The organism is Paenibacillus sp. A3M_27_13, from assembly GCF_024213315.1.
GTDB classification, from domain to species: Bacteria; Bacillota; Bacilli; order Paenibacillales; family Paenibacillaceae; genus Paenibacillus; species Paenibacillus polymyxa_B.
In genome coordinates, this window is sequence record NZ_JANAVE010000002.1 from 488323 (window position 1) to 513537 (window position 25215).

Annotated in this window: 33 protein-coding genes; 28 read left to right on the plus strand and 5 right to left on the minus strand. The window is 45.1% G+C overall.

The window, feature by feature from the left end:
- Positions 1 to 98 precede the first annotated feature (98 nt).
- Positions 99 to 1412: an alkaline phosphatase gene (locus NLX82_RS08690; protein WP_023987703.1), complete on the plus strand. Its 1314-nt coding sequence runs from the start codon at positions 99 to 101 to the stop codon at positions 1410 to 1412.
- Between the two features lie 204 nt (positions 1413 to 1616).
- On the opposite strand, the gene NLX82_RS27710 is transcribed toward NLX82_RS08690, so the two are convergent.
- The 3 genes from NLX82_RS27710 to NLX82_RS08700 form a co-directional block, all read right to left on the minus strand.
- Entirely contained in the window at positions 1617 to 1706 is a 90-nt protein-coding gene (locus NLX82_RS27710; protein ID WP_007429455.1) for a putative holin-like toxin, read from the minus strand.
- 153 nt (positions 1707 to 1859) lie between these two features.
- Entirely contained in the window at positions 1860 to 2465 is a 606-nt protein-coding gene (locus tag NLX82_RS08695) for a DedA family protein (protein WP_023987704.1), read from the minus strand.
- A 15-nt stretch (positions 2466 to 2480) separates the two neighbouring features.
- On the minus strand, positions 2481 to 3056 hold the full coding sequence (locus NLX82_RS08700; RefSeq protein WP_250272556.1) for a class I SAM-dependent methyltransferase: 576 nt from the start codon (positions 3054 to 3056) through the stop codon (positions 2481 to 2483).
- A 288-nt stretch (positions 3057 to 3344) separates the two neighbouring features.
- Between NLX82_RS08700 and NLX82_RS08705 the strand changes: the two genes are divergently transcribed.
- The 15 genes from NLX82_RS08705 to NLX82_RS08775 all read left to right on the plus strand — a co-directional run bounded on the left by NLX82_RS08705 (position 3345) and on the right by NLX82_RS08775 (position 14371).
- Positions 3345 to 4181: a hypothetical protein gene (locus tag NLX82_RS08705; protein WP_069080701.1), complete on the plus strand. Its 837-nt coding sequence runs from the start codon at positions 3345 to 3347 to the stop codon at positions 4179 to 4181.
- A gap of 80 nt (positions 4182 to 4261) precedes the next feature.
- Complete coding sequence (locus NLX82_RS08710; protein ID WP_069080700.1) at positions 4262 to 4615, plus strand: FlxA-like family protein; 354 nt, start codon at positions 4262 to 4264, stop codon at positions 4613 to 4615.
- A gap of 297 nt (positions 4616 to 4912) precedes the next feature.
- Positions 4913 to 5341, plus strand: coding sequence for a GNAT family N-acetyltransferase (locus NLX82_RS08715; protein ID WP_069080699.1), 429 nt, complete (start codon positions 4913 to 4915; stop codon positions 5339 to 5341).
- 11 nt (positions 5342 to 5352) lie between these two features.
- The gene (locus NLX82_RS08720) at positions 5353 to 5814 is read left to right on the plus strand and encodes a hypothetical protein (RefSeq protein ID WP_023987711.1); all 462 of its coding nucleotides are present in this window, start codon (positions 5353 to 5355) and stop codon (positions 5812 to 5814) included.
- Positions 5815 to 5968: 154 nt separating this feature from the next.
- Positions 5969 to 6460: an 8-oxo-dGTP diphosphatase gene (locus NLX82_RS08725; protein WP_023987712.1), complete on the plus strand. Its 492-nt coding sequence runs from the start codon at positions 5969 to 5971 to the stop codon at positions 6458 to 6460.
- A 2-nt stretch (positions 6461 to 6462) separates the two neighbouring features.
- The gene (locus NLX82_RS08730; RefSeq protein ID WP_076294968.1) at positions 6463 to 7461 is read left to right on the plus strand and encodes a phosphotransferase family protein; all 999 of its coding nucleotides are present in this window, start codon (positions 6463 to 6465) and stop codon (positions 7459 to 7461) included.
- Between the two features lie 45 nt (positions 7462 to 7506).
- On the plus strand, positions 7507 to 8028 hold the full coding sequence (locus NLX82_RS08735; RefSeq protein WP_254347813.1) for a GNAT family N-acetyltransferase: 522 nt from the start codon (positions 7507 to 7509) through the stop codon (positions 8026 to 8028).
- A 28-nt stretch (positions 8029 to 8056) separates the two neighbouring features.
- Positions 8057 to 8506 (plus strand): hypothetical protein, encoded by a 450-nt coding sequence (locus NLX82_RS08740; protein WP_023987715.1) that lies wholly within the window; start codon positions 8057 to 8059, stop codon positions 8504 to 8506.
- Between the two features lie 24 nt (positions 8507 to 8530).
- Positions 8531 to 9034, plus strand: a complete 504-nt coding sequence (locus NLX82_RS08745) for a DinB family protein (RefSeq protein WP_254347815.1) — start codon at positions 8531 to 8533, stop codon at positions 9032 to 9034.
- 153 nt (positions 9035 to 9187) lie between these two features.
- Positions 9188 to 10222: an NAD(P)/FAD-dependent oxidoreductase gene (locus NLX82_RS08750; protein ID WP_068939957.1), complete on the plus strand. Its 1035-nt coding sequence runs from the start codon at positions 9188 to 9190 to the stop codon at positions 10220 to 10222.
- Positions 10223 to 10446: 224 nt separating this feature from the next.
- Positions 10447 to 11166: a HEAT repeat domain-containing protein gene (locus NLX82_RS08755; RefSeq protein WP_068939959.1), complete on the plus strand. Its 720-nt coding sequence runs from the start codon at positions 10447 to 10449 to the stop codon at positions 11164 to 11166.
- Positions 11167 to 11218: 52 nt separating this feature from the next.
- The gene (locus tag NLX82_RS08760) at positions 11219 to 11884 is read left to right on the plus strand and encodes an HD domain-containing protein (protein WP_053324935.1); all 666 of its coding nucleotides are present in this window, start codon (positions 11219 to 11221) and stop codon (positions 11882 to 11884) included.
- A 170-nt stretch (positions 11885 to 12054) separates the two neighbouring features.
- Positions 12055 to 13116, plus strand: a complete 1062-nt coding sequence (locus NLX82_RS08765) for an SPFH domain-containing protein (protein WP_013309343.1) — start codon at positions 12055 to 12057, stop codon at positions 13114 to 13116.
- Complete coding sequence (locus tag NLX82_RS08770; RefSeq protein ID WP_069080695.1) at positions 13113 to 14114, plus strand: NAD(+)/NADH kinase; 1002 nt, start codon at positions 13113 to 13115, stop codon at positions 14112 to 14114. The genes NLX82_RS08765 and NLX82_RS08770 overlap by 4 nt, the downstream gene beginning before the upstream one ends.
- Before the next feature lie 77 nt (positions 14115 to 14191).
- The gene (locus tag NLX82_RS08775; protein ID WP_023987721.1) at positions 14192 to 14371 is read left to right on the plus strand and encodes a hypothetical protein; all 180 of its coding nucleotides are present in this window, start codon (positions 14192 to 14194) and stop codon (positions 14369 to 14371) included.
- A 76-nt stretch (positions 14372 to 14447) separates the two neighbouring features.
- On the opposite strand, the gene NLX82_RS08780 is transcribed toward NLX82_RS08775, so the two are convergent.
- Positions 14448 to 15539 (minus strand): LuxR C-terminal-related transcriptional regulator, encoded by a 1092-nt coding sequence (locus tag NLX82_RS08780; protein WP_069080694.1) that lies wholly within the window; start codon positions 15537 to 15539, stop codon positions 14448 to 14450.
- Positions 15540 to 15711: 172 nt separating this feature from the next.
- Here NLX82_RS08780 and NLX82_RS08785 point away from each other — a divergent pair, with 172 nt between their 5' ends.
- The 12 genes from NLX82_RS08785 to NLX82_RS08840 all read left to right on the plus strand — a co-directional run bounded on the left by NLX82_RS08785 (position 15712) and on the right by NLX82_RS08840 (position 24765).
- Positions 15712 to 16527, plus strand: coding sequence for a class I SAM-dependent methyltransferase (locus NLX82_RS08785; protein ID WP_034095001.1), 816 nt, complete (start codon positions 15712 to 15714; stop codon positions 16525 to 16527).
- Positions 16514 to 17599: a saccharopine dehydrogenase family protein gene (locus NLX82_RS08790; protein ID WP_254347817.1), complete on the plus strand. Its 1086-nt coding sequence runs from the start codon at positions 16514 to 16516 to the stop codon at positions 17597 to 17599. The genes NLX82_RS08785 and NLX82_RS08790 overlap by 14 nt, the downstream gene beginning before the upstream one ends.
- 145 nt (positions 17600 to 17744) lie before the next feature.
- Complete coding sequence (locus NLX82_RS08795) at positions 17745 to 18140, plus strand: hypothetical protein (RefSeq protein WP_071558994.1); 396 nt, start codon at positions 17745 to 17747, stop codon at positions 18138 to 18140.
- A gap of 25 nt (positions 18141 to 18165) precedes the next feature.
- A complete protein-coding gene (locus tag NLX82_RS08800; RefSeq protein ID WP_053324940.1) occupies positions 18166 to 18723 on the plus strand; it encodes an SMI1/KNR4 family protein in 558 nt (185 codons plus the stop codon).
- A gap of 46 nt (positions 18724 to 18769) precedes the next feature.
- Positions 18770 to 18940, plus strand: coding sequence for a hypothetical protein (locus tag NLX82_RS08805; protein WP_197032099.1), 171 nt, complete (start codon positions 18770 to 18772; stop codon positions 18938 to 18940).
- Positions 18941 to 18973: 33 nt separating this feature from the next.
- Positions 18974 to 19687: an HAD family hydrolase gene (locus NLX82_RS08810; RefSeq protein ID WP_254347819.1), complete on the plus strand. Its 714-nt coding sequence runs from the start codon at positions 18974 to 18976 to the stop codon at positions 19685 to 19687.
- Positions 19684 to 20271 (plus strand): GNAT family N-acetyltransferase, encoded by a 588-nt coding sequence (locus NLX82_RS08815; protein ID WP_160789227.1) that lies wholly within the window; start codon positions 19684 to 19686, stop codon positions 20269 to 20271. Before NLX82_RS08810 ends, NLX82_RS08815 begins: the two co-directional genes overlap by 4 nt.
- A 223-nt stretch (positions 20272 to 20494) precedes the next feature.
- On the plus strand, positions 20495 to 20977 hold the full coding sequence (locus NLX82_RS08820) for a ribosomal maturation YjgA family protein (protein WP_254347820.1): 483 nt from the start codon (positions 20495 to 20497) through the stop codon (positions 20975 to 20977).
- 60 nt (positions 20978 to 21037) lie between these two features.
- A complete protein-coding gene (locus NLX82_RS08825) occupies positions 21038 to 22249 on the plus strand; it encodes a rhamnogalacturonan acetylesterase (protein ID WP_254348193.1) in 1212 nt (403 codons plus the stop codon).
- A gap of 115 nt (positions 22250 to 22364) precedes the next feature.
- Entirely contained in the window at positions 22365 to 23309 is a 945-nt protein-coding gene (locus NLX82_RS08830; protein WP_254347822.1) for a class I SAM-dependent methyltransferase, read from the plus strand.
- A 308-nt stretch (positions 23310 to 23617) separates the two neighbouring features.
- Positions 23618 to 24175: a hypothetical protein gene (locus NLX82_RS08835; RefSeq protein ID WP_023987734.1), complete on the plus strand. Its 558-nt coding sequence runs from the start codon at positions 23618 to 23620 to the stop codon at positions 24173 to 24175.
- A 29-nt stretch (positions 24176 to 24204) separates the two neighbouring features.
- The gene (locus NLX82_RS08840) at positions 24205 to 24765 is read left to right on the plus strand and encodes a GNAT family N-acetyltransferase (RefSeq protein ID WP_254347824.1); all 561 of its coding nucleotides are present in this window, start codon (positions 24205 to 24207) and stop codon (positions 24763 to 24765) included.
- A 2-nt stretch (positions 24766 to 24767) separates the two neighbouring features.
- Here NLX82_RS08840 and NLX82_RS08845 read toward each other — a convergent pair whose 3' ends face one another.
- The gene (locus NLX82_RS08845) at positions 24768 to 25109 is read right to left on the minus strand and encodes a GIY-YIG nuclease family protein (RefSeq protein ID WP_023987736.1); all 342 of its coding nucleotides are present in this window, start codon (positions 25107 to 25109) and stop codon (positions 24768 to 24770) included.
- Positions 25110 to 25215 lie beyond the last annotated feature (106 nt).

The window sequence follows — 25215 nt, forward strand, 5'->3', positions numbered from 1 at the left end:
TTTACATTCGTGTAATCTTTTGCTTTACGATGCTTTACAAAGCAGATATATGATTACTTTATCATATATGAATATTAAATTTATTGGAGTGTGACCTTGTGAAAAAGCGTTCGATGAAAAAGAGTATCCTTGCTTTCGGTGCCATTACCGTTTTGAGTGCGCCATTGTTATCTGCTAATATCCCTAACGCTTTTGCAGCCTCATCTAGTACCAAGTCTACTACCGCACAGGTATCCAAAGGACTGAAAACCTCGTCAGCGAAAGTCGATGCTCCTAAGAATGTCATTCTCTTTATCGGCGATGGTATGGGAGAAGCAAGTCGCAACGCGATTCGCTTGGCGACGGTAGGGAAATCGGGATTACTTGAAATGGACAACATGCCTGTAACTGGCTTGGTTAGCACAAGTTCAGGGGATAATCTTGTTACGGATTCTGCCGCCGCTGCGACTGCAATTGCAACAGGTGTGAAAACGTATAACGGTGCGATCGGAATGGACTTGAATAAAAAACCAGTGACAACGATTATGGAGCTAGCCAAAAAAGCAGGCATGTCTACAGGTGTCGTGACGACAAGCCAAGTGACAGACGCAACGGGGGCCGCCTTTGGTGCGCATGTCGAAAAACGCTCCGCTCAAAGCGAGATTGCCAAGCAGTATCTGGAGAAAAGCAAGGTGGATGTTATTCTGGGCGGTGGTGAGGATTTCTGGTACCCTGCAGGAACAGTAGGCAAACATCCAGATGCTCCGGCAGAAGATCCTGAGGAAGCTAGTAAGGGAACTCAAGGGAATTTGGTGGAACAAGCGAAGAAGCTGGGTTATAGCTATGTGACGGATCAGACAGAAATGAAAGCAGCTAAAGGTTCTAAGTTGTTAGGGCTGTTCGCCAATGAAGAGATGTTTCAAGCTCACAACAAGCTGGGTAACTCTTACAACCCAACGGTTTCTTTACCGGATATGACGGCTAAAGCGATTGATGTTCTTTCCAAAAACCAAAAAGGTTTTTTCCTGATGGTAGAGGAAGAAGGAACGGATGAGATGGCGCATGACAATGAAGGTGAGTTAACGATTAAGGCTGGGCAACAGCTCGATAAGGCCGTTAAAGTAGCTAAAGAGTATGCCAAAGCGCATCCAGATACATTAGTGTTGGTGACGGCAGATCATGAAACGGGCGGTTTGGCGATTGAAGGCGAAGATGCGGAGGATGAATCCGGTGAAGGCGTCTCCAAAGAGGATGGTCCTTTTACTGTAAAAGGCTCTAATGAAAAGTTTTATATCGACTGGACCACAGGAGGACATACATCTGTTGATGTGGCGTTAACCGCGATGGGCCCCGGATCTTCTCAGTTTAGCGGGAATTACCCGAATACTGCCATTCATGACAAGCTGGTTAAGCTGCTTCAATTAAAGAAGTAACGTAGGGTGAAAGCTGCCTCTTAAAAAGATTTTCCATATTGGCAATATGGTTTTTCCTGTGATAAACTAAAGCTAATAAGTATATACTAAAAAAGAGTAAGGATGCTACCAACATCCTCACTCTTTTACAACAGCCGCTTATAAGGGCGGTGGCTGTAGGGTTGGATTAGTAAAATAGACCGCTAACCTTTTCCGGAGGGCGGTCTATTTCTTTTTGTTGAAGGAAATAATCAAGATCACCAACGTTGCAAATTGAATCATCAACATTAATGTATCTTTAACCTCCACAGGCATCACCTCCTTTGCAGGAGACTAGCCGACCGCCCATCTAAGCCATTCTGTTGTTAGTTTATAGTATATCATATGGATAGTATTGCTAAAAAGGACAAAACCAAAGGTAACTTTTAAATTCGCTTATATTATGAACATGCCGAATATCCTCAACCTTTACTCCTCCGTTGTTTTCTTCCCCCACACAAATTTCATTATAAAAAATATAATTGTCAGCATGATGAGAAGCAATGCCATCTGCAGGCCATAACGATGGATCAGTTCTCCTGCTGCTTGTACATGATCGCCAAAGATACGTCCGAGCAGAAAGAAGATCAGCGTCCAGATCAAGCCCGTTGAATAAGAGAACAAAGCATAGCGCTTGAAGCTCATTTTATTGATTCCGACAATATATGGAATAATGTGACGGACGATCGGTAGCAAATAACTGATGCAAATAGTGAAGTTTCCATACTTATGTACTAATTTTTCCGAAAACGTAATGTACTTGTCCATTTTTTTCTTCCGGCGCAAACGTTCTAGAATCGGTGTACCCACGGTTCTCCCCAATACATAACCTAAGGACAAGCCTGATATAACCCCAAGATATACAATTAAAAAGGCGGGTAACGGGTGAAGTATGCCCATGCTTGTTACAGCCCCGCCAGTCATCACAATGACTTCATCCGGGATGGGCAGACCTACAATTCCGAGCCATAGAGAAAAGAATAATGCTGCATAGCCGTATTGTTCGATGATGGAAATTAAATATTCCACGTCCATACGCATACTCCTTTCTTATGCTTTCTTTCGGCATACATACACGAATGCGGGTGGAACGTTCATAGGCACAAACTTGATTTCTTCAATATCAAACCATTCACCTAACTGTTGCTTCATCTGTTTAGAGTATTGAAAGGCGACAAACATTCCTCCATCCCTGAGTGATAGATGAATTTGTTCTACAATTTGATTTCGCATCTCTTGTGGAAAATTGAAAAATGGCAGCCCGCTAATTATGCAGTCAAGCTGTTCTATTTGGGCATTTTTCATAGCAAGCTGAAGCTCACGCGAGTCGGAATAGCACAGATAATTCGGGAATCTTCTTTTTAAATTCTGCTGCATGGCCTGGTCCTTTTCAAAGAGTAAGACCTTTGGTTGAAATTTAGCAGCAGACGGGATGTATTGAGTAATTGCCCCCGTGCCAGCACCAAGCTCGGCGACAGCATGAACTTCACTCCATGGAATGGATTCTATCATATTTTTAGCTAAAAATCTGGAACTTGGTGTTACACTACCCACATATGCAGGCGAGTACAAAAATTTGAATAGGAACATAAGTCTCTCGTGAACCAAATGGCTAATACGGATCATACATCATTCTCCTACTTTCAATTTTTAGAATACGTTTATTTATTCTTTGCTAAGAGTAACAAATTATCCCTTTACTTACTCCTGTCTCGAGTAGGGTTAATCCCCCCGTCCTGCGGAGGGGATTTTCCTTGACTATGGTCTAGGAAATAAAAAAAAGGATTACGGTATTAGTGAGTCTGTATTTATTCAGTTATCATTCAGCATACCCTCAGGTTGCATTCAGATTTGCTGCCGATGAAAGGTAGGTGGGCAGCTAAAAACATTATGTACACTGAGAGGGGATCTACTTTGTCACTATCCATTAACAGGCATCTCATCACGACTTCCTATGATCAATCGAATACGGTGAAGTCAAATGAGAATGGACTAAATACCACGGGTCATACCACACACAAGAAATCTAACGATTCACTCGAATTGAGCAAGGAATTTATGGAATACACGGGAGGAATGCAGGCTCCGCTTCCTACGGAAAACTACAGTAATGATTACAAGTACGACGACCAGGATACCATTGCACTAACTACAGACCAACAGAAAATGCTGTTGTCTGATCTGCAAAGTTATCTGATGTCTTCAAGTGCTTCCTCTGATACAGATGAACTCACCAATAGCACGAAGAATCCATTGGCTTCGGTTAACGATTTATTAGCCGGTGGGGATCTTTCGACGGCAACAGATGAGGAAGTATTGGAGCTATTCGATAAGATAGCAGAAACGATCCAAAATAATCGTCCTGCACCGCCGCCTGAAGGAGACCCGTCCCATCCTGAAATGGATAGCAGTGGTCTGCCTCCTATGATGCAGGCAATGGGTGGAATTATGCCTCCATTCGCATGGAATATCCAAGAGACTTCCAATCAAGAGGATAACAGCACTACATCTGAGAAAGAGCTTACAGTAGATGAAAAAAGATCCTTGCTGAGTGATTTGCAAAGCGTTCTGAGTTCCAGTCTTATATCCGGGTCAACAGCTTCGGACAAAGATCAGGAAACAGATCTGCTTTCTACATTAAAAGACGCGTGGGGAAATACAGACGAATCAAATGCCACAGATGAAGAAATATCGGCTTTATTCGATAAAATCGCTAAGACTTTTGAACAATCTATATCATCGTCGTATTAGTCATTAGAGTGCAATACCATAGCTTAGAACCGGTTAGCCCACACGTGTAAACTCATACTTTTATAAAGGGGAAATCTCGTATGAACATTTCATCCACTTCCAGCAGTTCTATATCTGTTGCAAGCACTTCGTCTTCATCCAGTACCAACGAAACAGCTAGTCTGGAAAAGCAAAAAGCTCAACTTGAAGCGGAGTACAACAAGGTACAGCAAAGTAAAGATAATAAAGATACAAAAGAAACAACAATGAAGCAGCTTCAGCAGCAAATTAAACAGATTGAAGCTCAAATTGCACAGCAAAGTTCGCAATCCAGCAGCACGTCAACTCCAAAAATGGAAAAGCCCGCTCCAAGTAACACGGAAACAACTCGTATCAACAGCGCTAACAGCAGTGATATTACGGGAGTGGGGAAATCACTGGATATTTCAATTTAATCATCCCATCTTTTTTCCTGTAGGACAGACGATGGATACAAACGATAGCAGGCTCTCCGTTTCATAGGGGCCTGCTTTTTTCGTTTACTAAATATTTTGCATGAATCCAGGGAGCGACTTTAATCAGCGATATTTAGATTAGAATAATTCTGTCCATCTAAATTGAATCATGTGACTAAACATAGAAAAGTATATACAATATATAACAGTAGGAAGATGAAAGTATTTTAACCCTATTATTTTCTATATTTAAATCAGTAAGTGCTAGTAATCATTTCAAATTGGAGGATTTATGCCATGACGCTGGAACCTCAGATGAATCGAAGTAGTAGAGATGAAGCGCGTTTAGTCAGAAACAAGTTGATTGAGTTTAATGCGAAACACGTCCCAGCAGATATTCGAACCCGATACGAAGAGATTAATCTTACGCTCAAAGATGAAGATGGTCAGGTGATCGGCGGTCTCCTAAGTGTACTATGTTGGAACTGGGTGGAGGTTGATATTTTGTGGGTAGATCAGCGCTACAGAGGAAAGGGCTACGGTTCACAACTGCTTGGTGAAATCGAACAAATTGCTAAAGATAAAGGGTGTAATTTTATACAACTTAATACCTTTACTTTTCAAGCGCCCGAATTCTATGAAAAGCATGGCTATGAAGTCGTTGGTGTCATTGACGATGCTCCAAGAGGCTTTAAACACTATTATTATAAGAAAAGTATCTACTGAGGACTCTATATATGCGCGTACAGATCAAGGAAATAAATAAAGATCATCATATCATCATTCGTAGTATTGGCAAGGAAAAAGTATACGGCTACTGGACATATTTTTGGCATGAACTGACTTCTGGATATGCGTATGTTGTTCCGTATGAACAAAGCTTGAATAAGATGATTCCCGGCTGTGTCATTTCGGTCGAGACTTCTCAATCCAGTATAGAAGGGTTCAGAAGGCTGAAGTCTACTGAAGAGACAGGGATTTTTCGACCTCAACCCAAGCTAGGCGACTACTGGATTCAAGGAACGATACATCAAGTGATGCAGGGCGAAGCAGGTGGGATAGAATGTCTGGAGATTGTAATAGGAGACACTACGTTTATTTTGGATTCTGAAGAAATGAATGGTGATGTCAACGTTAAAGCGGGCGATGTTGTCGCCTTTGAAATCATAGGCCTACAGTTGTTTGACGAGGGACTGTGATCGCTCCAGGTTACCCCGCTAATCTAGTCTATGGTTAGAGTTATTGCGCTCTACAAAATAACGAGTTAAAGTATGGTGAATTCCATATTTAACCACAGTATGTCGGTGTGAAAGTTAAAAGCTAGATTATAGTGAATCGTGAATAAAGAAAGGTATGATCGGATTGACAACAGAAGTGACACACAAAATATATACCATGTGTATGATTCAAGACGGAAGCAAGGTATTGCTTATGAATAGACCAAATCGAAAGGGGTTTCCGGGTTATATTGCTCCAGGAGGAAAAGTAGAGTTTCCAGAAAGCATTGTGAATGGAGCCATTCGTGAAGTAAAGGAAGAAACAGGCTTAACCGTTACGGAAATTGTATTTAAAGGAATCGACGAATATTGTGACCCAAGTCAAGGACTGAGATATATGGTCTTTAACTATTTGGCTACAGCCACTGAAGGTGACCTATTAAAAAATCCCCCTGAGGGAGAACTGCTGTGGGTGGATATGAAGGAGGCGCTAAATCTGCCGATGCAGGATTGGTTTAAGCGGAGATTTCCATTGTTTTTCGAGCCGGGAACGTTTGAGGTTAGTTTCGTTTGGCTAGCAGATACGGATGAAACCCTGGAAGCAACGATTAAGAGCTATGGTGTGTAGAGATGACGACGACCATTTATTTTTCGTCTAATCGGCTAGGCGAGGTAACAAATGATCAAATGCAAAGGATGCTGAATCGTTTTGATTTGGGACGTTTGCTGTCTTACGAAAAAACGGCAGAAGGTGTCCTAGGGCAAACTCTCTATGTTTCCTCAACGGCTGGGCAGTTTGTGCTGAAGGGGAACCCGCTTTTTCTAGGGCAATGGATAGAAGAAAAGTTTATGGTGGAGCAAATACAGACACGGACTCCAATACCCGTGCCAACACCGTATCTTGTGGATCATACGGAGGACATTTTCGGCTGGAGCTATGCAGTTATGCCCCGTCTATACGGTCAGCATATACATACACCTGAGTTGCAAGCAAAGCTGACCTCGCTGGATAAACAGCAAATGGCTGAAATGCTTGCTACTGTTCTGTTGGAGCTTCATAGCTGGAAGGTTAAGAACAGTGGAGAGCTGGATACAACAACTCTAGCCATTCGCCCTTTTGAAGTCTCTTATCGAGGATGGTTGTATGGACGAATTCGATATTGGCTAGAGGATGCCAAAAAATACTCGAACATTTCTGTACAGGATATGGAATGGGTAGAGGAAATATTGGAAGGCTCCCGTCAAGCATTCGATCAGCTGGAAGCTGCGACCTTTGTGATGGGGGATTTTAAACCGCAAAATTTCCTTGTGCAGAATGGGGATAAGGGCTGGAGAGTCAGTGGTCTTTTTGATTTTACGACAGCCTATTTTGGGGATGGGGTTGCAGATCTTCCGAAAATAACCACCATGTATCTGGAGAACAGCGAAGAAGAGTTGGCAAAGGGTTTTCTTACTGCTTACGCACAAGGGATGGAAGCCAAAGAAGGATTTACTGAGCGTTTCCGGGTGCATATGCTGCATCAGCAGATTCTAAACTGGGGATGTGCCAAAGCGATGAAGCGAGTCACTTGGGATAATAAGCTCTCTTTTGCAGATTGGGCGCAAAAATTCATGGATATTGAAATATAAGCAATAGCAGATGAATTGAACGTTTAAAGAGGAGGCCGTGAGTGGATGCAGACCGTCAGATTGGTACAGCCGGATCAGGACTGGAATGAAGCTTATCTTTCATTTTATGAGGAATGGAAACAGAGCCAGGAGCATATGGTGCCTTGGGTGATTTCTTTAGAACCGTACGATTTTGAAGGTATGCTGACGGTTTTAAGTAATCAGGAAAATGGAATCAACCTGTCTGAAGGCTGGGTCAAAAGCTCAACATACTGGCTTGTGAATGCGAATGAACAGGTCGTGGGAGCAGTGAATATCAGGCATGACCTTAACGAACACCTAATGAATGCCGGAGGTCATATCGGTTACGGTATCCGTCCTTCTGCACGAGGGAACAGGTACGCTGTTACAATGCTGGCCTTGGCGTTAGAAAAAGCAAAAGAGCTGGGGATTTCCCGAGCCCTGGTCGTATGCGACTCCGATAATATTGCCTCCAAAAAAACAATCATACAAAATGGCGGAACGCCGGACAAGGATTACATAGAGGAAGACGGAAACCGTGTAAACCGGTTTTGGATCGAACTGTGAGTGAGAAAGAAGGGAACGCGAGAAGCTCATGAAATTATGGCCTGAATATGCGCAAAACATCATTGTTGGTGTTATCTTTGAAGGGGAATGGAATTGGTATGTGACGGAAAGAGAGTATTGGTTTTTGAATACCGAGATGGAGGAACGGTTTGGTATCCCTATTTTGGATGAAACCACAGTGGGAGCATTTTTGGATCACATCTGTGAATATAAGGTGGCTACTGGGGAACTAACTTCAATGCTCCAGTTGCTTGATGGTGCTATTCAGCATCAGGATGAAGTGTTGGAGTTCTGTCCTGCTCTGTATGTTAACTTTGATGAAAAAGTTCTCTATTCGCTATTTCCTGAGCCAGCCTCGTTTGAACACTATGTCCCAGCGGGGTGGAAAGGGGAATATCAAAACTTTTTGAACGAGGTACCTTCACCTGAACAGTATTGGATGATCGAGGGAAGTAATTTTTTTGAGAAATTCACTTGATAGGACGAAGGAGGAAATAAATATATGGATTCTTCCATGCATGAGTTTAAAATCATATCCAAGCACAGAATGTACGATCAATATTTGGTAAAGTTGCGGGCATGCATTGTGCTTTTGGATGAACAGGTGCTATGGCGCGTAGGTGAGACGGAAACGAATAGCATTGGTGGGATCATCAACCATATCATGGTGCATGTGCGCAGAAACGCAGCCAAGCTCATAGATCCGACGATTACATACAAGCAAGGAATAGAGGATAGCTTTATACCTTCCATGCAAAACAAGGAACAACTGATGGATGAGGTAGAAGAAGCTTTTTCATCCTTCTGTGCAGCATTGGACCATACGGGGGCGATAAATATGTATGACGTATACCATGTGGTGGAGCATACGGCTTATCATCTGGGGCAGATCATAGACCGAGTTCAGAAATTGGCAGATCACCGTTTTCAATTTGTACAGACAGGACTTAATGAAAAAGCATTGCATGCGATAGTGCAGCAATCCTTGCATAATCTACGAGAATAATGGAAGCAGTAGCTATATAAACCTATAAAATGTAGTTCTAAGGTCACAAAAACCTCTGTAATGGTCATGTTTTTATTTCTTAATTGATATTGATAATTATTATCACTTATAATAGGAGCAGACATATTACGTTATGATAGGGAGAGTTGCAGAGTGACAGTGTCCTTGGAATTATATGATGTAACGATCATCGGCGGTGGTCCTGCCGGTATGTATACCGCATTTTACAGTGGAATGAGAGATATGAAAACCAAGCTGATCGAAGCCAAGCATGAGCTGGGCGGACGAATGCGCATATACCCAGAGAAGATGATTTGGGATGTCGGGGGGGTTACCCCGGTTTTATGTGAAAAGCTGATTGATCAGCTGGAGCAGCAGGCGCGGACGTTCGAGCCTACCATTGTGCTGGGACAGCAGATCACTGGTTTGGATCGGCAAGAGGATGGCACGTTCCTGCTAACTTCTGCCACAGGGGAACAGCATTGGACACGCACGATCGTTCTGGCAGTAGGCTATGGTATTCTCAAAATGGCTAAGCTGGAGATTGAGGGGGCGGACCGCTATGAGGTTACGAACCTGCATTATACTGTACAAGAGCTGGAGCCATTCCGGGGCAAGCACGTCCTGATTTCTGGTGGAGGCGACTCGGCAGTGGATTGGGCGAATGAGCTGGAGTCTATTGCGGCGAGTGTGACTGTCGTACATCGTCGGGATCACTTTGGCGGACATGAGAAAAATGTAGCTCGTATGAAATCATCCTCGGTCCGTGTCCTCACACCATACGCGGTGAGTCAGCTACATAGCAACAATGGAGAGACGATTGAACAGGTGACGATCAGTCATGTAGATACGGGCGAAATACAGGTGTTGAATGTCGATGCTGTCATCGTAAATCATGGACTTAAATCCGACTTCGGCCCGCTTCGGGATTGGGGGCTGGATATGGGTGAGTGGCATGCCCGAGTGAGCGAAAAGCTGGAAACGAATCTGCCAGGTATTTTCGCGGCAGGCGATTTTGTCGAATACGGAAGCAAACTGTATCTAATTGCCGGTACGTTCACAGATGCCGCCCTTGCACTGAACAGCGCCAAGCTGTACATTGATCCAGCAGCTGACAAAGCGGCATATGTATCTTCTCATAACAGCCGATTCAAGGAAAAAAACCGCGAGCTTGGTATCGTGGAGTAAGAATACGGAATAAGTTATATAGGATTAGCAATAGGGTAGGGAAAATGTAAAAGAACTTCCGCGACTGCGATTTGTGTGGTTTTGGAGGTTCTTTTTTTGTCAGGTTACTGACTTCTCGTTCTAAAGGTTGGATAGCATACACCATATAGAATAAAATGAAGAAAGCCTGTCCTTTTCGGTCTTATATAGTAGATTTTGAGTAGAGAAGATAAGGAGCGTGAAAAATGAGCTTACAAGAGGTACTTGAACGGCTAGCAATTCATCTGCCAGACGACATGATGGAAGCTTTGCATGTACATAGCAAGGAACGAGAGGGACGGAACGTTCAGCTTCAACTCATGAATGAGCAAGAGCTTGCCGAGGGCATCAAGTGGATGGGGCAGATCGAGGTATTTAAACATATCGTCCCTCTATGGACGGATGACCATTCTAATTATGTTGGCATATATGTGGAGGGGCCGTTAGCATATAAGTTGTGTTATATAAGTCACGAGGAAACGGATTTGTCACCGGCGTACAGAAGTGCGTTTTCTCTGATTGCAGAGTTGGAGCAAAATCCAGCACTGGAGTGGGAACAGCTACGTAAGGATTATCCGTCCGGCGAGGACATTAGCACAGAACAATTAGCGGAAGATATTCGTTGCATGAATGAACTAAGAGCCTTGCTAGAAAAGGATTCACCTGTGGATGATGATGTGAGATGTCAGCATCTTTATAGCTTAATGGCGATCACGCCTACCTGCGAACTAGACTCATTGCTTCCCTATTTGGACGATGAGGATATGTATGTACAGGAACGAGCATGTGTCCTTTTAGGACATCATGGATATGAACCAGCGACCGAATTATTAAAAGAAGTGGTGAAGCACGGAAGCCCGAATGGGAAACTGGCAGCCCGTAAGGCGCTCTCAATGATTCGCAGTAAGCAGATGGCCAAGCATTAAAAAATTAAACGAACCTACCATAGAAAGTATGGACGGGATTGAAAGGTGACATATGGAGAGACGAACGGAGCAACAGGAAGCGATTTTGGCAGATATTATTCAAAAGGCGGAGCCCTTTGTACAGCAGCAGTTGGAGCATGATCATAGTGGTCACGATTGGTGGCATATAGACCGGGTGAGAAAGCTGTCCCTTAAAATTGCTGCCAAAGAGGGCGCAGATTCGTTTATTTGTGAACTGGCAGCACTGCTGCATGATGTAGCGGATGAAAAATTAAATGATTCCAAGCAAGCGGGCCTGGATAAAGTAGAGCAGTGGCTGCTTCTGCATGTAAGTGATCCAGATGTGATCACGCACGTGATGACTATTATAGCTACGATGTCCTACAATGGTGGACAAAACCCGCCTATGGAAACGCTGGAAGGTCAAGTTGTGCAGGATGCGGATCGGTTGGATGCTCTTGGAGCGATTGGGATTGCAAGAACCTTTATGTATGCTGGCTCAAAAGGCAGTATGATGCATCACCCGGATAAAGACTTTTCACAGCATGATTATCGTGCCGCAGGTAAAAGTGCCATATACCATTTTTACGAAAAGCTGCTCAAACTCAAGGATTTAATGAATACCGCTTATGCCCGAGAGCTGGCGGAAGTTCGGCATCAATGGATGGAGATGTACTTGGAGCAATTTTATAGAGAATGGAATGTGGATGATAAATAAAGTGTTTCAATAAGGCTGTTTCCTCTAACCGAGCATATCGGAGGGGAAATGGCCTTTATTTTTTTAAAAATGTCATATTGATATTATTGAAAATGTGTGTTATTTTATTGTTAATAACAAAATGATAATAACAAAATATTATAAACTACAAAGAAAGTGAGGAAGTGGCTATGTTTGGATTTAATTTTGTTAAATTTCAGCCCAGTGAATATGTGATGAAGGTGAAAAACGGGAAGGTGGTTCGGGAGGGTGTTGGATTATCTTTTTATTACTACGCCCCGACCACCTCGGTTGTTGTCGTGCCCGTCTCTTCCATTGATGCGCCGTTCATGTTTGAGGACATGACGAATGATTTTCAGGCGGTGACGGTGCAGGGGCAACTGACTTATCGAATTGTGGATTATCGGAGAACGACGCAGATTTTAAACTATACGTATGACTTGAAGGAACGACGCTACATTTCGGATGACCCGAGCAAGCTGGCCCAACGGGTGATTAACATCGCCAAGGTGCTTACCAAAAAGTATTTGGAGCGTGTCCCGCTCAAAGAAGCTGTTCAGTCCAGTGAACGTCTGGCCCAAAACATGACGAAGGATATTGCGCAGCATACGGAAATGGAAAAGCTCGGCATTGAGGTTATGGGACTGTCGATTTTGGCGATTCTACCCAATAAGGAGACGATGAGAGCGCTGGAGGCTCAAGCGAGAGAAGAGATTCTTCGCAACGCGGATCATGCTTTGTATGAGCGTCGTAATGCATCTATTGAGCAAGAGCGGCGTGTGAAGGAAAACGAGCTGAACACTGAGATTGCAGTAGAGACGAAAAAGAAACAAATCCGCGAAACTCAACTCGATGCCGAGCGTTCTGTGAAGCAAAAGCAAAGCGAGATGAAAGAGGAGCAGCTACGATTTGACACAGCCTTGGAGGAGAAAAAACGCGAGCTGATTGAGCTGACCGTAACGAATAAAAAGGCAGAAGCCGATGCCAAGGCCTATGAGCTGACAGCAGTCATGAAATCGTTGCAGGATGTTGAGCCGAACGTACTTCAAGCTATGGCCAACATGGATATGAGCCCGGATAAGCTAATTGCGATCGCATTCCAGGAGCTTGCAGAAAATGCAGGCAAAATCGGTCAGCTGAATATTACGCCGGATCTGCTGCAAGGTCTCATGTCAGATACGGGAGCTAGCGGATCAGCAGGATCGAGAGGGTCTGGAGGAAGAACACGATGAGCAGCCGAATGACAGAGCAGAAGATCATTTTGGTGAAGCGTAAAACGCGACTGGAGGAACTGATTGTCCGATACAATACGGTGCAGCAGGCTCGCTTCTTTATGGAACGGTTGGGTGCGGATTTCAGTGATTATGTGCTGGAGGACGAAAATTACCGCAGGGCGGTGGCAACGGCAACGTCGGAGTTAACAGCCTTGGGTCGTGTTCAGATTGTGGAGCGGGAGCATGTGCCGAACTTTATTTTTGGTGAGCAGGATACAGTGGTGGTGTTGGGTCAGGATGGGCTGGTAGCCAACACGTTAAAATATTTGACCGAGCAGCCACTTATCGGTGTGAATCCAGATCCATTGCGCTGGGACGGGGTATTGCTGCCGTTTACTGTATCCGACCTGCGCTGGGTGGTGCCGGATGTGTTCGTGCACAGACGGCCAATTAAGGAGGTTACGCTGGCTAAAGCCCAATTAAATGATGGCCAATCCTTGTATGCTGTAAATGATTTGTTCATTGGGCGCAAAACTCATGTCTCCGCGAGATATGAGCTAAGGCTGGAGGATCAGGTAGAACAACAATCATCCAGCGGCATTATCGTTTCAACCGGATTGGGAGCGACAGGCTGGCTGACCAGTGTGCTGGCTGGAGCGGCCGGAATTGTCGGCAGTGCTACACGGCATCCAATCTCGCTGACTCCAGGCCAGCTGATGCCCGGTGTAGCCTTCACTCAGGAAGAGGCAGCAGACGGAATGAGTCATGATCATCGTGCAACTTGGAGTTCGCCATCGCTTTATTTTACGGTGAGAGAACCATTCCCCAGTCGAACGACTGCTGCGGATCTCGTGTTTGGTCAGGTAGCAGCCGAAAAACCGCTACGGATTGCATCGCAGATGCCGGAAAATGGAGTTATTTTCAGTGATGGAATAGAAAGCGACTTTCTGGAGTTTAATGCTGGCATTGAGGCGGTCATTGGACCGGCGGAGAAAAAAGGGCATCTGGTCGTGTAGAGGTTTGTACAGGACGGCAATGGGTAATTATGAGTAAAGTACAACCATCAGATGAAATTAAAAAAGGAGGAATCAACATGAGCGACTACACTCAAGACGAAGCGAAAATCCGCAACAAGAAGGACGAGGACGGAGATTCCTTGATGGAGAAAACGAAGCTGGAAAATGGCGTGGATATCGAGCCTGAGGCTGATGAATGGATTGCGAAGCCCTCACCAGTGTCATACGATGATACGAACTCCTCTTCGAAGAAATAAGGCTCTTGCGTCCAAATAGAGCAGTGATGCAAAGACAGATGATCCCTAATCGGGTCATCTGTCTTCTTTACATAGGTTAATTGAATCTAGAATATACCTTCCATACTAGCTCACGACGGCTGCTTACATCTGTTTTCAAGAAAATCGCTTTCAGATGATCCTGCACCGTGTAGGCAGTAATATGAAGTGCGCTAGCCAGCTCCTTGGTCGAAAAGCCCTGAACAATGAGTTGGACAATTTGTCTCTCTCGTTCGGACCATGAGTACACCTCGGTCATAAGCGGTAGCATGTCAGTTGCTTTAGCAGCCTCAAACCATACGGCTAGCTGCTTCTGACCCGTATGCTCCTGTCCGCCTTGCAGAAGGGTGGCTCTGATGGTTACCCATGGGGTGCCTGCGTCTGCGGAAGGGATACATAGTCGGGCTGGTGCAGTGGCAGTGGATAGCGCTCGCAGGCATACCGCCCGGACAGGAGCCGGAAGGCTGTCTTCATGGATTCCCTCCTGCTGCCGAAGCAGATGTAGCCACTGCTCTGCTACTGTATTGGACGAGATCGGTTCTAGCTTATCGGAAAGCATTAGAATCCCTGGCTCAAGTTCATTTTCCGTGATCATGGCAGGGGCTGGAGATAAACCGACACTGGCCTGACGCAGATGGTAGGCTATGGACGGCGCTAATGCTTCAAGCAGTTGTTGCTCTTCCTCGCTGAATACAGGCTTTCCATGATGACGGAACAACGTAAGAAATCCCCAACAGCTCCCTTTGTACATAAACGGAACACGCAGCTCATCCCCGAATCCGGCGGGTTGCAAAACATCTCTATATCGTGTGCTCCGATCCGGTTGGCCTTGTGTAGACCCATGTAGCGTCGCTACAGACTGTCCTTCTCGCACCAACTGATCATATTTCATCATATCGTCGTGCAGATATTCGTATTCCAGCAGTTTGTTATGAATGTCCTCCACACCCGACTCTGTAAATGCCCCCGTGGAAAGCAGCGTACGCGGATCTACTGAGGTGCAGCACGCCGCATCGAAAGCAATCTGAGTACGCAAGCGATCGATTAGGGTGTGCTTGTACGTTAGGGATGAGGGTGCTTTTTCCCCCAGATCAATGATTTGCTGTCGGGCGTCCTTAAGCTGTGCAAATTGCGTGTAGTGTGCGTTCATCATTTACTCCTATCGTGAAAGCTGGAGATTCTCAAGCGCGCTTATTAAATCCCACATTTATGGGATGGTGGATATTCGTATTGTATTTATAATTGAGAATGATTCTTAATAAAATCTACAATAAACGAATGGTCTGAGAAGATCAAGGCTAAATGTTTGGAGGAAAGCACATATGAGACATACCCCTATTGGAAATACGGACTCAAACCAACCTATGAGCTGGAATCATCCGAATGTGCATAAGTACGCGGATACGATTGCTTTAAAAATACCTGGATATGCTCATTTGTATGAGATGACAGACTGTCTGATAACCGCACAGCTTGAGGCACAAGCTCATACTAGAAATATAGATCCAAATGTGCTAATTGTCGGTGCTGGAGGCGGTCAGGAATTGATAACACTCGGAGGGCGCCATGAAGCATGGTCCTTTACGGCAGTCGATCCCTCTGAGCACATGCTGGATTTGGCACGTAAGCGTGTGACACATGCGGGCATCAGTTCAAAAGTATCGTTTGTTGCAGGTACGTTGGAAGAGTTGTCTGGAGAACAGCCTGAAGAACAGCACGAAAAGCACGGCGAAGAGTCATGCAGAGAACCGGTCTATGACGCTGCTACCTGCCTGCTGGTGCTTCATTTTCTTCGGAGCTTGGAAAGTAAACAGGCATTGCTACGCCAGATATCCGCTCGACTCAAGCCGGGTGCACCTTTTTGTCTAGCTTCTATTAATGGGAATCCGCAGGAGCCTTCTTTTTCCATCCAAATGCAGGCATGGAAAGGTCATATGCTGAGTCAGGGCATTTCACTCGAGGATTGGGAACGATTCGCTGCTTCCATCGGTCGTGAGTCAAACCCGGTGTCCAATGCGGCAATACAGGAACTGTTGATAGAGGCAGGCTTTACCCACATCACCCGGTATTATGGCGCTTTTTTAGTAAATGCATGGTTTGCGGTTAAAGAGGGAGAGACGACTTATGACAAAGGATAACATCATCATCATTGGCGGGTATGGCCATGTTGGAAAAATTATATGCACGGAGTTAAGTGAAATGTTTCCCGGCAAGGTATTTGCCGCAGGTCGTAGTCTGGAGCGGGCCACTGAATTTAGTAGACAATCGAATGGTAAGATACGGCCCTTGCAGCTAAATATTCATGAGCCGATGGACCCGTCGATATTAGAGCAAGCTAAATTGGTTATCATGTGTCTGGATCAGGACAATACGGCCTTGGTACGTGCCTGTCTTCGACATGGGGTGCATTACATGGATATTACCGCGAATGCGGCCTTTTTGAGTCAAGTGGAGCAGTGTCATCAAGAGGCTCGAGCTTATCAGGCCACAGCCCTGTTAAGTGTAGGATTAGCTCCGGGGCTGACCAATTTGTTAGCACTGCAAGCGACACAGTTCATGGATCAGACGGATGAGTTGAATATATCTTTGATGCTGGGCTTGGGGGATCGACACGGTCAGGCTGCCATTGAGTGGACAGTAGATCAGATTCATGCCGATTTGGAGGTTATAGAACAGGGACGCCCTGTGACTCGAAAAAGCTTTACCGACGGCATAGTAGCAGACTTTGGTGCAGGAGTGGGTCGTCATCGGGCGTATCGATTTCCTTTTTCGGATCAGCAGACACTTCCTCGTACGCTCAAAGTTCCTACGGTTAGCACACGCCTTTGCTTCGATTCGCGCTTGACCACCCGGCTTCTGGCAGGGCTTCGAACGATAGGAGTATCAGGTTTACTCCGACAGAAAACTGTGCGTGATGCTGTAGTTCGCAGCTTTGGCAAGATACATCTAGGAGGGAATGCTGTAGCGGTCAAGGTAGATGCCCGAGGAACGCTCAATGGCAAGGAGACGAAGGTCGAATGTCGGCTGAGGGGGCACCATCAATCTGATTTAACCGCTAAGGCAACCGTCTTTGCAGCGCTCGCCCTGTACCGTTCAGAACTTCCATATGGTGTATTTCACATGGAGCAGGTTTTTTCGTGGAATCGCATGCAGGCTTGGTTGGGGCAGCAAGTAGCCGTAGATGTTCAGGTGAACGGACAGCAAGTATAGAAGTCATATATTATAATAAAGGACTCTCATATAATCCAAGCTTATTCAGCAATGTATTGCGGATAGGTCTTGGATTTCTTTTCCTATTGAATTACACTAGAAAGAAGTACATATTTTTGGAAAAGACCTAAGGGGATGATATGAAATGTGGAACCCCTATGAAAATAGCAGACAGCATACGCACGATTTTACAATAAAGTATCGATTTTACACGCCGGAAGAAGGAGGCAGGAAACAGCTGCCTTTTCAGGGGTACCGCTGCGATTTTGCCTATGAGAGCGATGATATCACGACGACGGGGATTTACGCCATACATCCTGAGTTTGAAGATGGAGATGGTCAATTGATCATGGATACCGAGCGTCCGGTTCACCGGGAAGGACAGGCGAGAATGTGGGTTTTGTTTGGAGAAATGAGGGAAAAGGTACACCGACACCGGATACAGGTAGGAACAAGGGGATATTTTATGGAAGGCCCGCGCCGTGTTGGTGAAGTTGAAGTTACAAGCCTGGTAGGCCTCTTGACCAATCCGGTCAACTAGCTAGCTGCTGAGGAGTCGATAAGAGATGGATATCGCTTATATCATAGATTTATTACGTAAACACGATGTGACCTTAGCTCCAGGCTTATCCATGCAGGAGGTTACCGACGTCGAAGGCAGGTATGATATTCACTTCCCGCCCGATTTGCGGGAGCTTCTGATGAGTGTTCTTCCCATCGGTAAAAGCTTTATTCCTTGGAGAGATACGTCACCACAGCGGATGGGGGTAATTCGGCAAAGGTTGAATTGGCCGCTGGAAGGTATGATTTTTGATGTAGAGCAGCATATATTCTGGCCTCCCGAATGGGGCGAAAAACCGACAGATTCGGCGGAAGCCGTTGATATATGTAAACGTGAGTTTTTACGTGTGCCCAAGCTAATCCCGATCAACGGACATCGATATATCCCCGAGCAGCCATCTGAAGAAGGAAATCCGGTATTTTCAGTGTATCAAACGGATATTATCGTGTATGGGGAATGTTTGCAGGAGTATTTCAAGCTGGAATTTGGGGAGAAGCCTTATGAACAAATTGATTTTAATGCCGTAAAAAAAGTGCGTTTTTGGAGCAACTTGTGTGAGTGAGTGTCAGGAAGATGAATAAGTCGAAACGAAGGAAGGGGAGCATGATGTGAAGGTGGAGCAGGATTTGGAAGAAATCAAAGAAAGGTTGACCCAGATCGAGATCAAACTGGAACAAAAGTCGACCTCCAAGAGAATCTTGAAGTACATGATCATCGTTTTCTTGTCTGTTTTTTTTCTTTTATTTCTAATAGGAATTATTCAATTTGTTTCAGCCTAATCGGTGCAAGAAGATGAAGGAAGGGAGCTATTTATGTCCATAGAAGCGATTATTTTTGATCTGGATAATACTCTTATTCATCGTAAACAGGCGTTTGAGGCATATACAGAGCGCTTTATTGAACGATTTATTGTGGCAGAAGAACCGGCGAGCCGCGCGGCTGTTGTTGAACAGATACGTTTGGCGGATCAGGACGGGTACCGGGATAAGAGGGAACTGTATACCGAGCTGCATGCAGACTTGGAACTGAAAAATCCCGATACGTCAGTACAAGAGATGCTGGGCTTTTGGTATGGTGAATTTCATAAGTTTACGGTGTTGATGGACGGGGCCAAGGAAGTGTTGTCCGAACTGCGGTCGCGTGGCTTGAAGCTTGGTATTATTACCAACGGCTCACTCCGCACGCAGCAAGCGAAAATCGACCGAGTTATGCTGAGGGATTATGTGGATTCTATTATCGTATCGGGCGGCGTCAACATCCAGAAGCCTAATCCTCGAATTTTCGAGTTGGCTCTGAATGAGCTGGACATTGTCGATCCCGGCCATGCCTGTTATGTAGGCGATCACCCGACAAATGATATTCGTGGTGCACAAAGTGCAGGATTGCATACCATCTGGCTGGAAGGCTTTATGACGTGGCAGGAAACAGGCATTGTACCGGACTATCAGATTGGGAGTTTGCGTGAAATCACAGGTTGGCTGGATCGTCGCAGTTATTCAACGAATAAGGAGGAGGGTGCATCATGAGTATGGAGCAGCAACCGAATCCCATTCTCTTATCGTTCCCTGACCAATTCCAGACGGAGCGATTGACCATACGCGCTCCGCAATGGGGGGATGGGGCGGCAGTCAATGAGGCGATACGAGAGAGTGCGAATGAACTGCGGCCTTGGCTTCCGTTTGCAAGAAATCTTCCTACGGCAGAGGAATCTGAAATCCGTTCGCGCCAAGCCAGACTTAAATTTTTGGATCGGTCTGATATGATGTTGTATATATTTGATACGGTTTCGGGAGAATTTGTAGCCAGCAGCGGTCTGCATCGTATTGATTGGGATGCACGAAGATTTGAAATTGGGTATTGGCTCAGAACATCATGGACCGGAAAAGGCATTATAACAGAGGCCGTGCACGGTATTACGGATTTTGCCATACAGCATTTGCATGCCAATCGGGTGGAGATTCGTTGTGATTCCAGAAACACGCGCAGCGCCAAGGTAGCGGAACGTGCAGGTTTTACACTGGAGGGGATTTTAAGAAACGTCGAGTATGATGAAGAGGGAAGCATGGTACACCAAATGGTTTTTGCCAAGGTGCGTGGTATTGAATTTTAGTATCCTCACACGAACAGTTTGGAAGTTGCTGATACGTTTGTACGATATTACGGAGGCTCGTTATGATTAATTATATTATGAAAAATACAGACAAGTTGGTGTGCATACAATATGACATCAGCAAAAGGTTCAGCAATCTTGCAAGCGCTATCCAAGAGAGGATGCTTTACGAATTTCCAGCAGCTTGGCGGAGATGTCCCAGCATTAGGACGGGTGATTTAGCATGAGGAGCGTTCGTAAGAGCGTCATCAGGAAGGCCAATCGGGAAATAAAGGGGAAATTCCGCTGGAAGGCTCGCGCTGCGTACCTAATTGCTGTGCTGGTCACGATCTTGTTGGGTTTGGGAAGCCGGGTTTACTCCTCCCGGTTGCCTGAATTCGTTGCTGATCACTTTGGGGATGCCTTGTGGGCGTGCATGATTTATTTGGGGCTGAGAATGTTGTGGGTGAATCGTCAATTGTCTGTAGCCCTGTGGGGCAGCTTGCTGTTTTGCTTCGCCATTGAGTTCAGCCAGATGTACCAGGCTCCCTGGATTAACCACATTCGGGCAACGACGCTGGGCGGCTTGGTGCTTGGGAAAGGGTTCCTGACCGCGGATCTGATCAGGTACACGGTTGGCATTGTGGTATCCTGGGCGCTGGATCAAGGTTGTCAAAAGCTGGCGGGGAGCAATACACGTAGAGACAATGACAAACCACTCAAATAACCTGAAAAGCGAGGGTTGCGCTTGAAACAAAAGGGAAAACGTCACAGGTTGTTCGGTAAGATGATTGGATTATGCGCAGGGTTCAGCTTGTTGTTTGCAACCATACTTATCCCAGGGCAGGCATTGGCCGAAAGACAGCTTGCGGCGCCTCTTCGATTTGACTTTGGCCCTGGGAACGTAGCTGACGGCTACACCCAAGTCACTGCCAAGGATGTTTACACGCCTGAGCGAGGCTATGGATTTACCGATCTTTCCAAAGTGAATGAAGAGGATCGTGGTGGAAGTGATGCTATACGCTCAGATTTTGTTCGTGTTCAAGGATCATCATTTGTCGTCAATTTACCACCTGCGGATTACACGCTTTCCCTAATTGCCGGAGATACTGCCGGAAACACAGACATTACGGTTAAAGCCGAGTCCATCGTCAAGGTAGAACCTACTGCCAAAACAGCAGGACAATTTGTCGAGGCTGGATTTGAACTTGCACTCATCGATGGGCAGCTTGAATTGTATTTCTCAGGTAATGAAGCGAAGATTAACGCTTTGGTTATTACTCCAAAGGATGCTCGAACGGCTGGAGAACACCCTTCGGTATACCTTGCGGGAGATTCTACGGTTCAAACCTATAAATCCGCGATGAAGCCTCAGGCGGGCTGGGGGCAAATGATTGCTCCGTTCTTCACAGATGAGCCTATATTTGTGAACCGTTCTATTGGTGGACGAAGCACGAAAACCTTTCTGGTACAAGGGCGGTTAGATGATATTTTACGCAATATCCGTCCAGGAGATTATCTGCTCATACAGTTTGGGCATAATGATGCCGCGATCAACAACCAAGAGCGTTATGTTTCACCCGCGGATTACAAAGTTTACTTAAAAACCTACATCCAAGGAGCCATCCAACGCGGTGCAACACCTGTGCTAATTACTCCTGTTGGCCGCCGGGATTATGATGCGGCAAGTGTCTCGTTTCGGATTAGTTTCCCGGAATATGTGCAGGCCATGAAGGAAACAGCATCGGAGACAAATGTTGCACTGGTCGATCTTAGCCGCTTGAGTGTAGCGTACTATGATACACTTGGCCTGGAAGGAACACTCCCGTTATTTTTACATGTGGAGCCAGGGGTGTATCCTGCATTTCCTGATGGAGTGAAGGATGATACACATTTTCAGGAATACGGTGCGGAGCAAATAGCTCGGCTGGTAGCTCAGGGAATACGTGAGTTGAATATTCCTTTATCCTCTTATGTACAGGCGGAAGATTCGCAATAAAACATTATTTCCATAGTCATGGTATACTTAGAAAATAAGCTGGCCCTACCCAAAGATAGCATTGCTGAGGCTTGGGTAGGGCTTTAATGTTCTGGATCTTAAGGAGGAAGCGAGAATGACAGTCGCTCAACTTCATAATCTTATTAACGGTCAACTCCTGTACAATCAGCATCGGAGTTTATTTTATATGCGCGAGGGTTCTGTTCTGTTAGGACCTTCAACAGAAATGACGTACTGGCTGACGCAGAGAAGCTCGGAACTGATCCTCATGCTTCAAAGCTTGAAGCGCCAGCATATGTATAACGCTTTTGTGAAGGATGTAGCGGCTAAAATACTGTCCCAGTTTGTAAATACCAATCAGTATCTACATTTTCACACAGATCATGCGAGGGAGCTTACGGAGCTGTATGATCGACTTTTCACCCGGATTGAAAAACTGTTTCAGAAGAAATTTATAGATAGAGCAACCCTGGACTTGCTGCTTCAGCAGCATTACGGGCATTTGAGAGATTTTTTAACTCGTACCAATGGACGTGAAATGTTTGCTAAGTATGCAGAGTGTGAGTATACCTTTTGGATACCTTGTGAGGAGTATACGCCGGAGTTGCAAGCCAATCTACTGGGATTGGACATTGCTCGTTTGCAAGAGCCTGTTCTAGACGTTGGTTGCGGATCTGAGGCACGGTTAGTTACTTATTTACGTGCCTGTGGAATTGAAGCTTACGGAACAGATCGGTTGGCTGAAACAGAAGGTTGTGTCACTCAAGGAGATTGGTTAGAGATCACCTTTGGAGAACGTACATGGGGAACGATCGTTTCACATATGGCATTCTCCAATCATTTTATACATCATCATCTGAAGGCAGATGGTAATATTCATGAGTACGCTCGCAAATATATGGAATTGCTTAGAGCCATTCGGCCAGGAGGGAGTTTTATTTACAGTCCGTGCCTTCCGTTTATGGAAGGGCTTTTGGATGCTCGAATGGGTTATCAAGTAGAGTATATCCAGTCATCAGAAGGTTACAGGGCCACGAAAATAACGCGTATACATTCATAAGCGCAAGTAGTAGTTCATTCATTTGTCAGATTCATTCTTGGAATGGTAGTATAAGGATAGATATTACTCTATTTGGGATTCTGTTAATGATAGAGATTCTCATGACGCTAATTTGACACCATTATCGGATGATCATTAGCAGTATGGCTGCACTGAATAATAATGATTAGCTTACGGATAACGGAATTTTCAGGAAAGATTAAATCATATTTTCCTAAAAGCCGATATATGGGAATGAGGCGAGAACATACTGTTATTATACCCGCCCGAAATGGAAGTATATAATTTGGGTTAGGAGAGTAGAAGAAGTGTCAGATCTGTATACGAAAAAAGAAGTAGAAGATTATGTAACGAACGTGGTTTTCGAACGACCTTTAGGTGTAAGCATTTCAGCCATTTTATTGATCTTTAATGGAGCACTTCTGTTGGTGACCCAGCTATTGACGCTTAATGCATTAAATGAGGCTTCTACGTTAGTAGGTATTTGTAGGGGGATGTTTCAAGGGTTTATCGCGTTACTCGGTTTGGCAGGGACCACTGCTGGTGTCGGCATGTTATTTGGTAAGAAGTGGGCTTGGTGGCTGGCAGTATTTTATTTTACATATGAGACCATGCGTTATACGTGTGCAATTCTGTTTATTCCGGATGTCCCTCCAACGTTGGGCGGTGTACAGCTAAACCCTGCTCTATACTACGTAAAATATGGTATGCGTATTATTTGGAATTTGTTGTTTACGTTGTTCATGTGTCGTAGTAAAGTGACTGTTTTTTTTCAAACAAGTGAAAGCAACAAGTGGAGAGCATGTATTGTATTATTCTTCATAAATGGAGTGATGGTTGGGATTGGCTGGTGGCTGATAAGGTAGGTTCTTCGATGTAAAGGAGGAGATGGATAATGTCAATGGAAACGTTTCCGATTTTAGAAACCGATAGGCTTCGTTTAAGACAGCTTACAGTAGGGGATGCGGAGGATGTGTTCGGCTATTTTTCCAAGGATGAGGTCACACAATATTATGACTTGGAAAGCTTTACAGAGGTAGAGCAAGCCGAAAAATTTATTCGTTCGATGCTAACCAGATATGAGAAGCAAGAGGGCTTTCGTTGGGGGATTACGTTAAAAGAGGCTCCTGAGCGGATCGTGGGTACAATTGGATTCCATAACTGGCAGAAGGAGCACTCCCGTATTGAAATTGGGTATGAGCTGGCACCGGAATATTGGCGGCAAGGTCTGATGACGGAGGCGATGAAGGTGGTCGTGGATTATGGCTTTCATTTGCCGCATGTTCACCGTATAGAAGCCTTCATTGATCCAGATAACGAAGGCTCCAAACGGCTGCTACTCAAAAGTGGCTTTACTAAAGAGGGTCACCTGAGAGACTATTTTTATGAAAAAGGTCAATTTGTCGACGCTGTCATTTTTGGATACCTTCGGGAAGAGCATCCCGTGGATCGGTAAGTTTACAAATACCCTTTGTCCCCGTAAGGCTGGAGTCGATCAAGCCAGGTCTGCTCCAGCTTTGCTAGTGCATCTTTGACATCAAAGAACTCTGAGTCCTTTTTCTTCAAAACGTCCAGCACTTCAAATTCAAACGAAACTTCGCCATACTCATTCCATTCCTGTTGTAGTTGTTTATTCTTAAATCCACCCATGTTCAGCTCAAAACGCCGTCCATTCAGCGACTTTAAATTCGGCGTGGAAGAGACGAAAATTTTCCCATTACGTGTATTGCGAATGCAATAGATTCCTGCCTCTGTCTTCATCTCCATGTACTGCTGCACCAATTCTTTTCTTCGATTCATTGTCGAATCCTCCTATTTGAGCATTTTGCATAAATCCCAAGAGCATTTTCAAATCAGCAATGTATAGATCGAAACGATTTAGTTCGTCTATATATTGTACCTACGA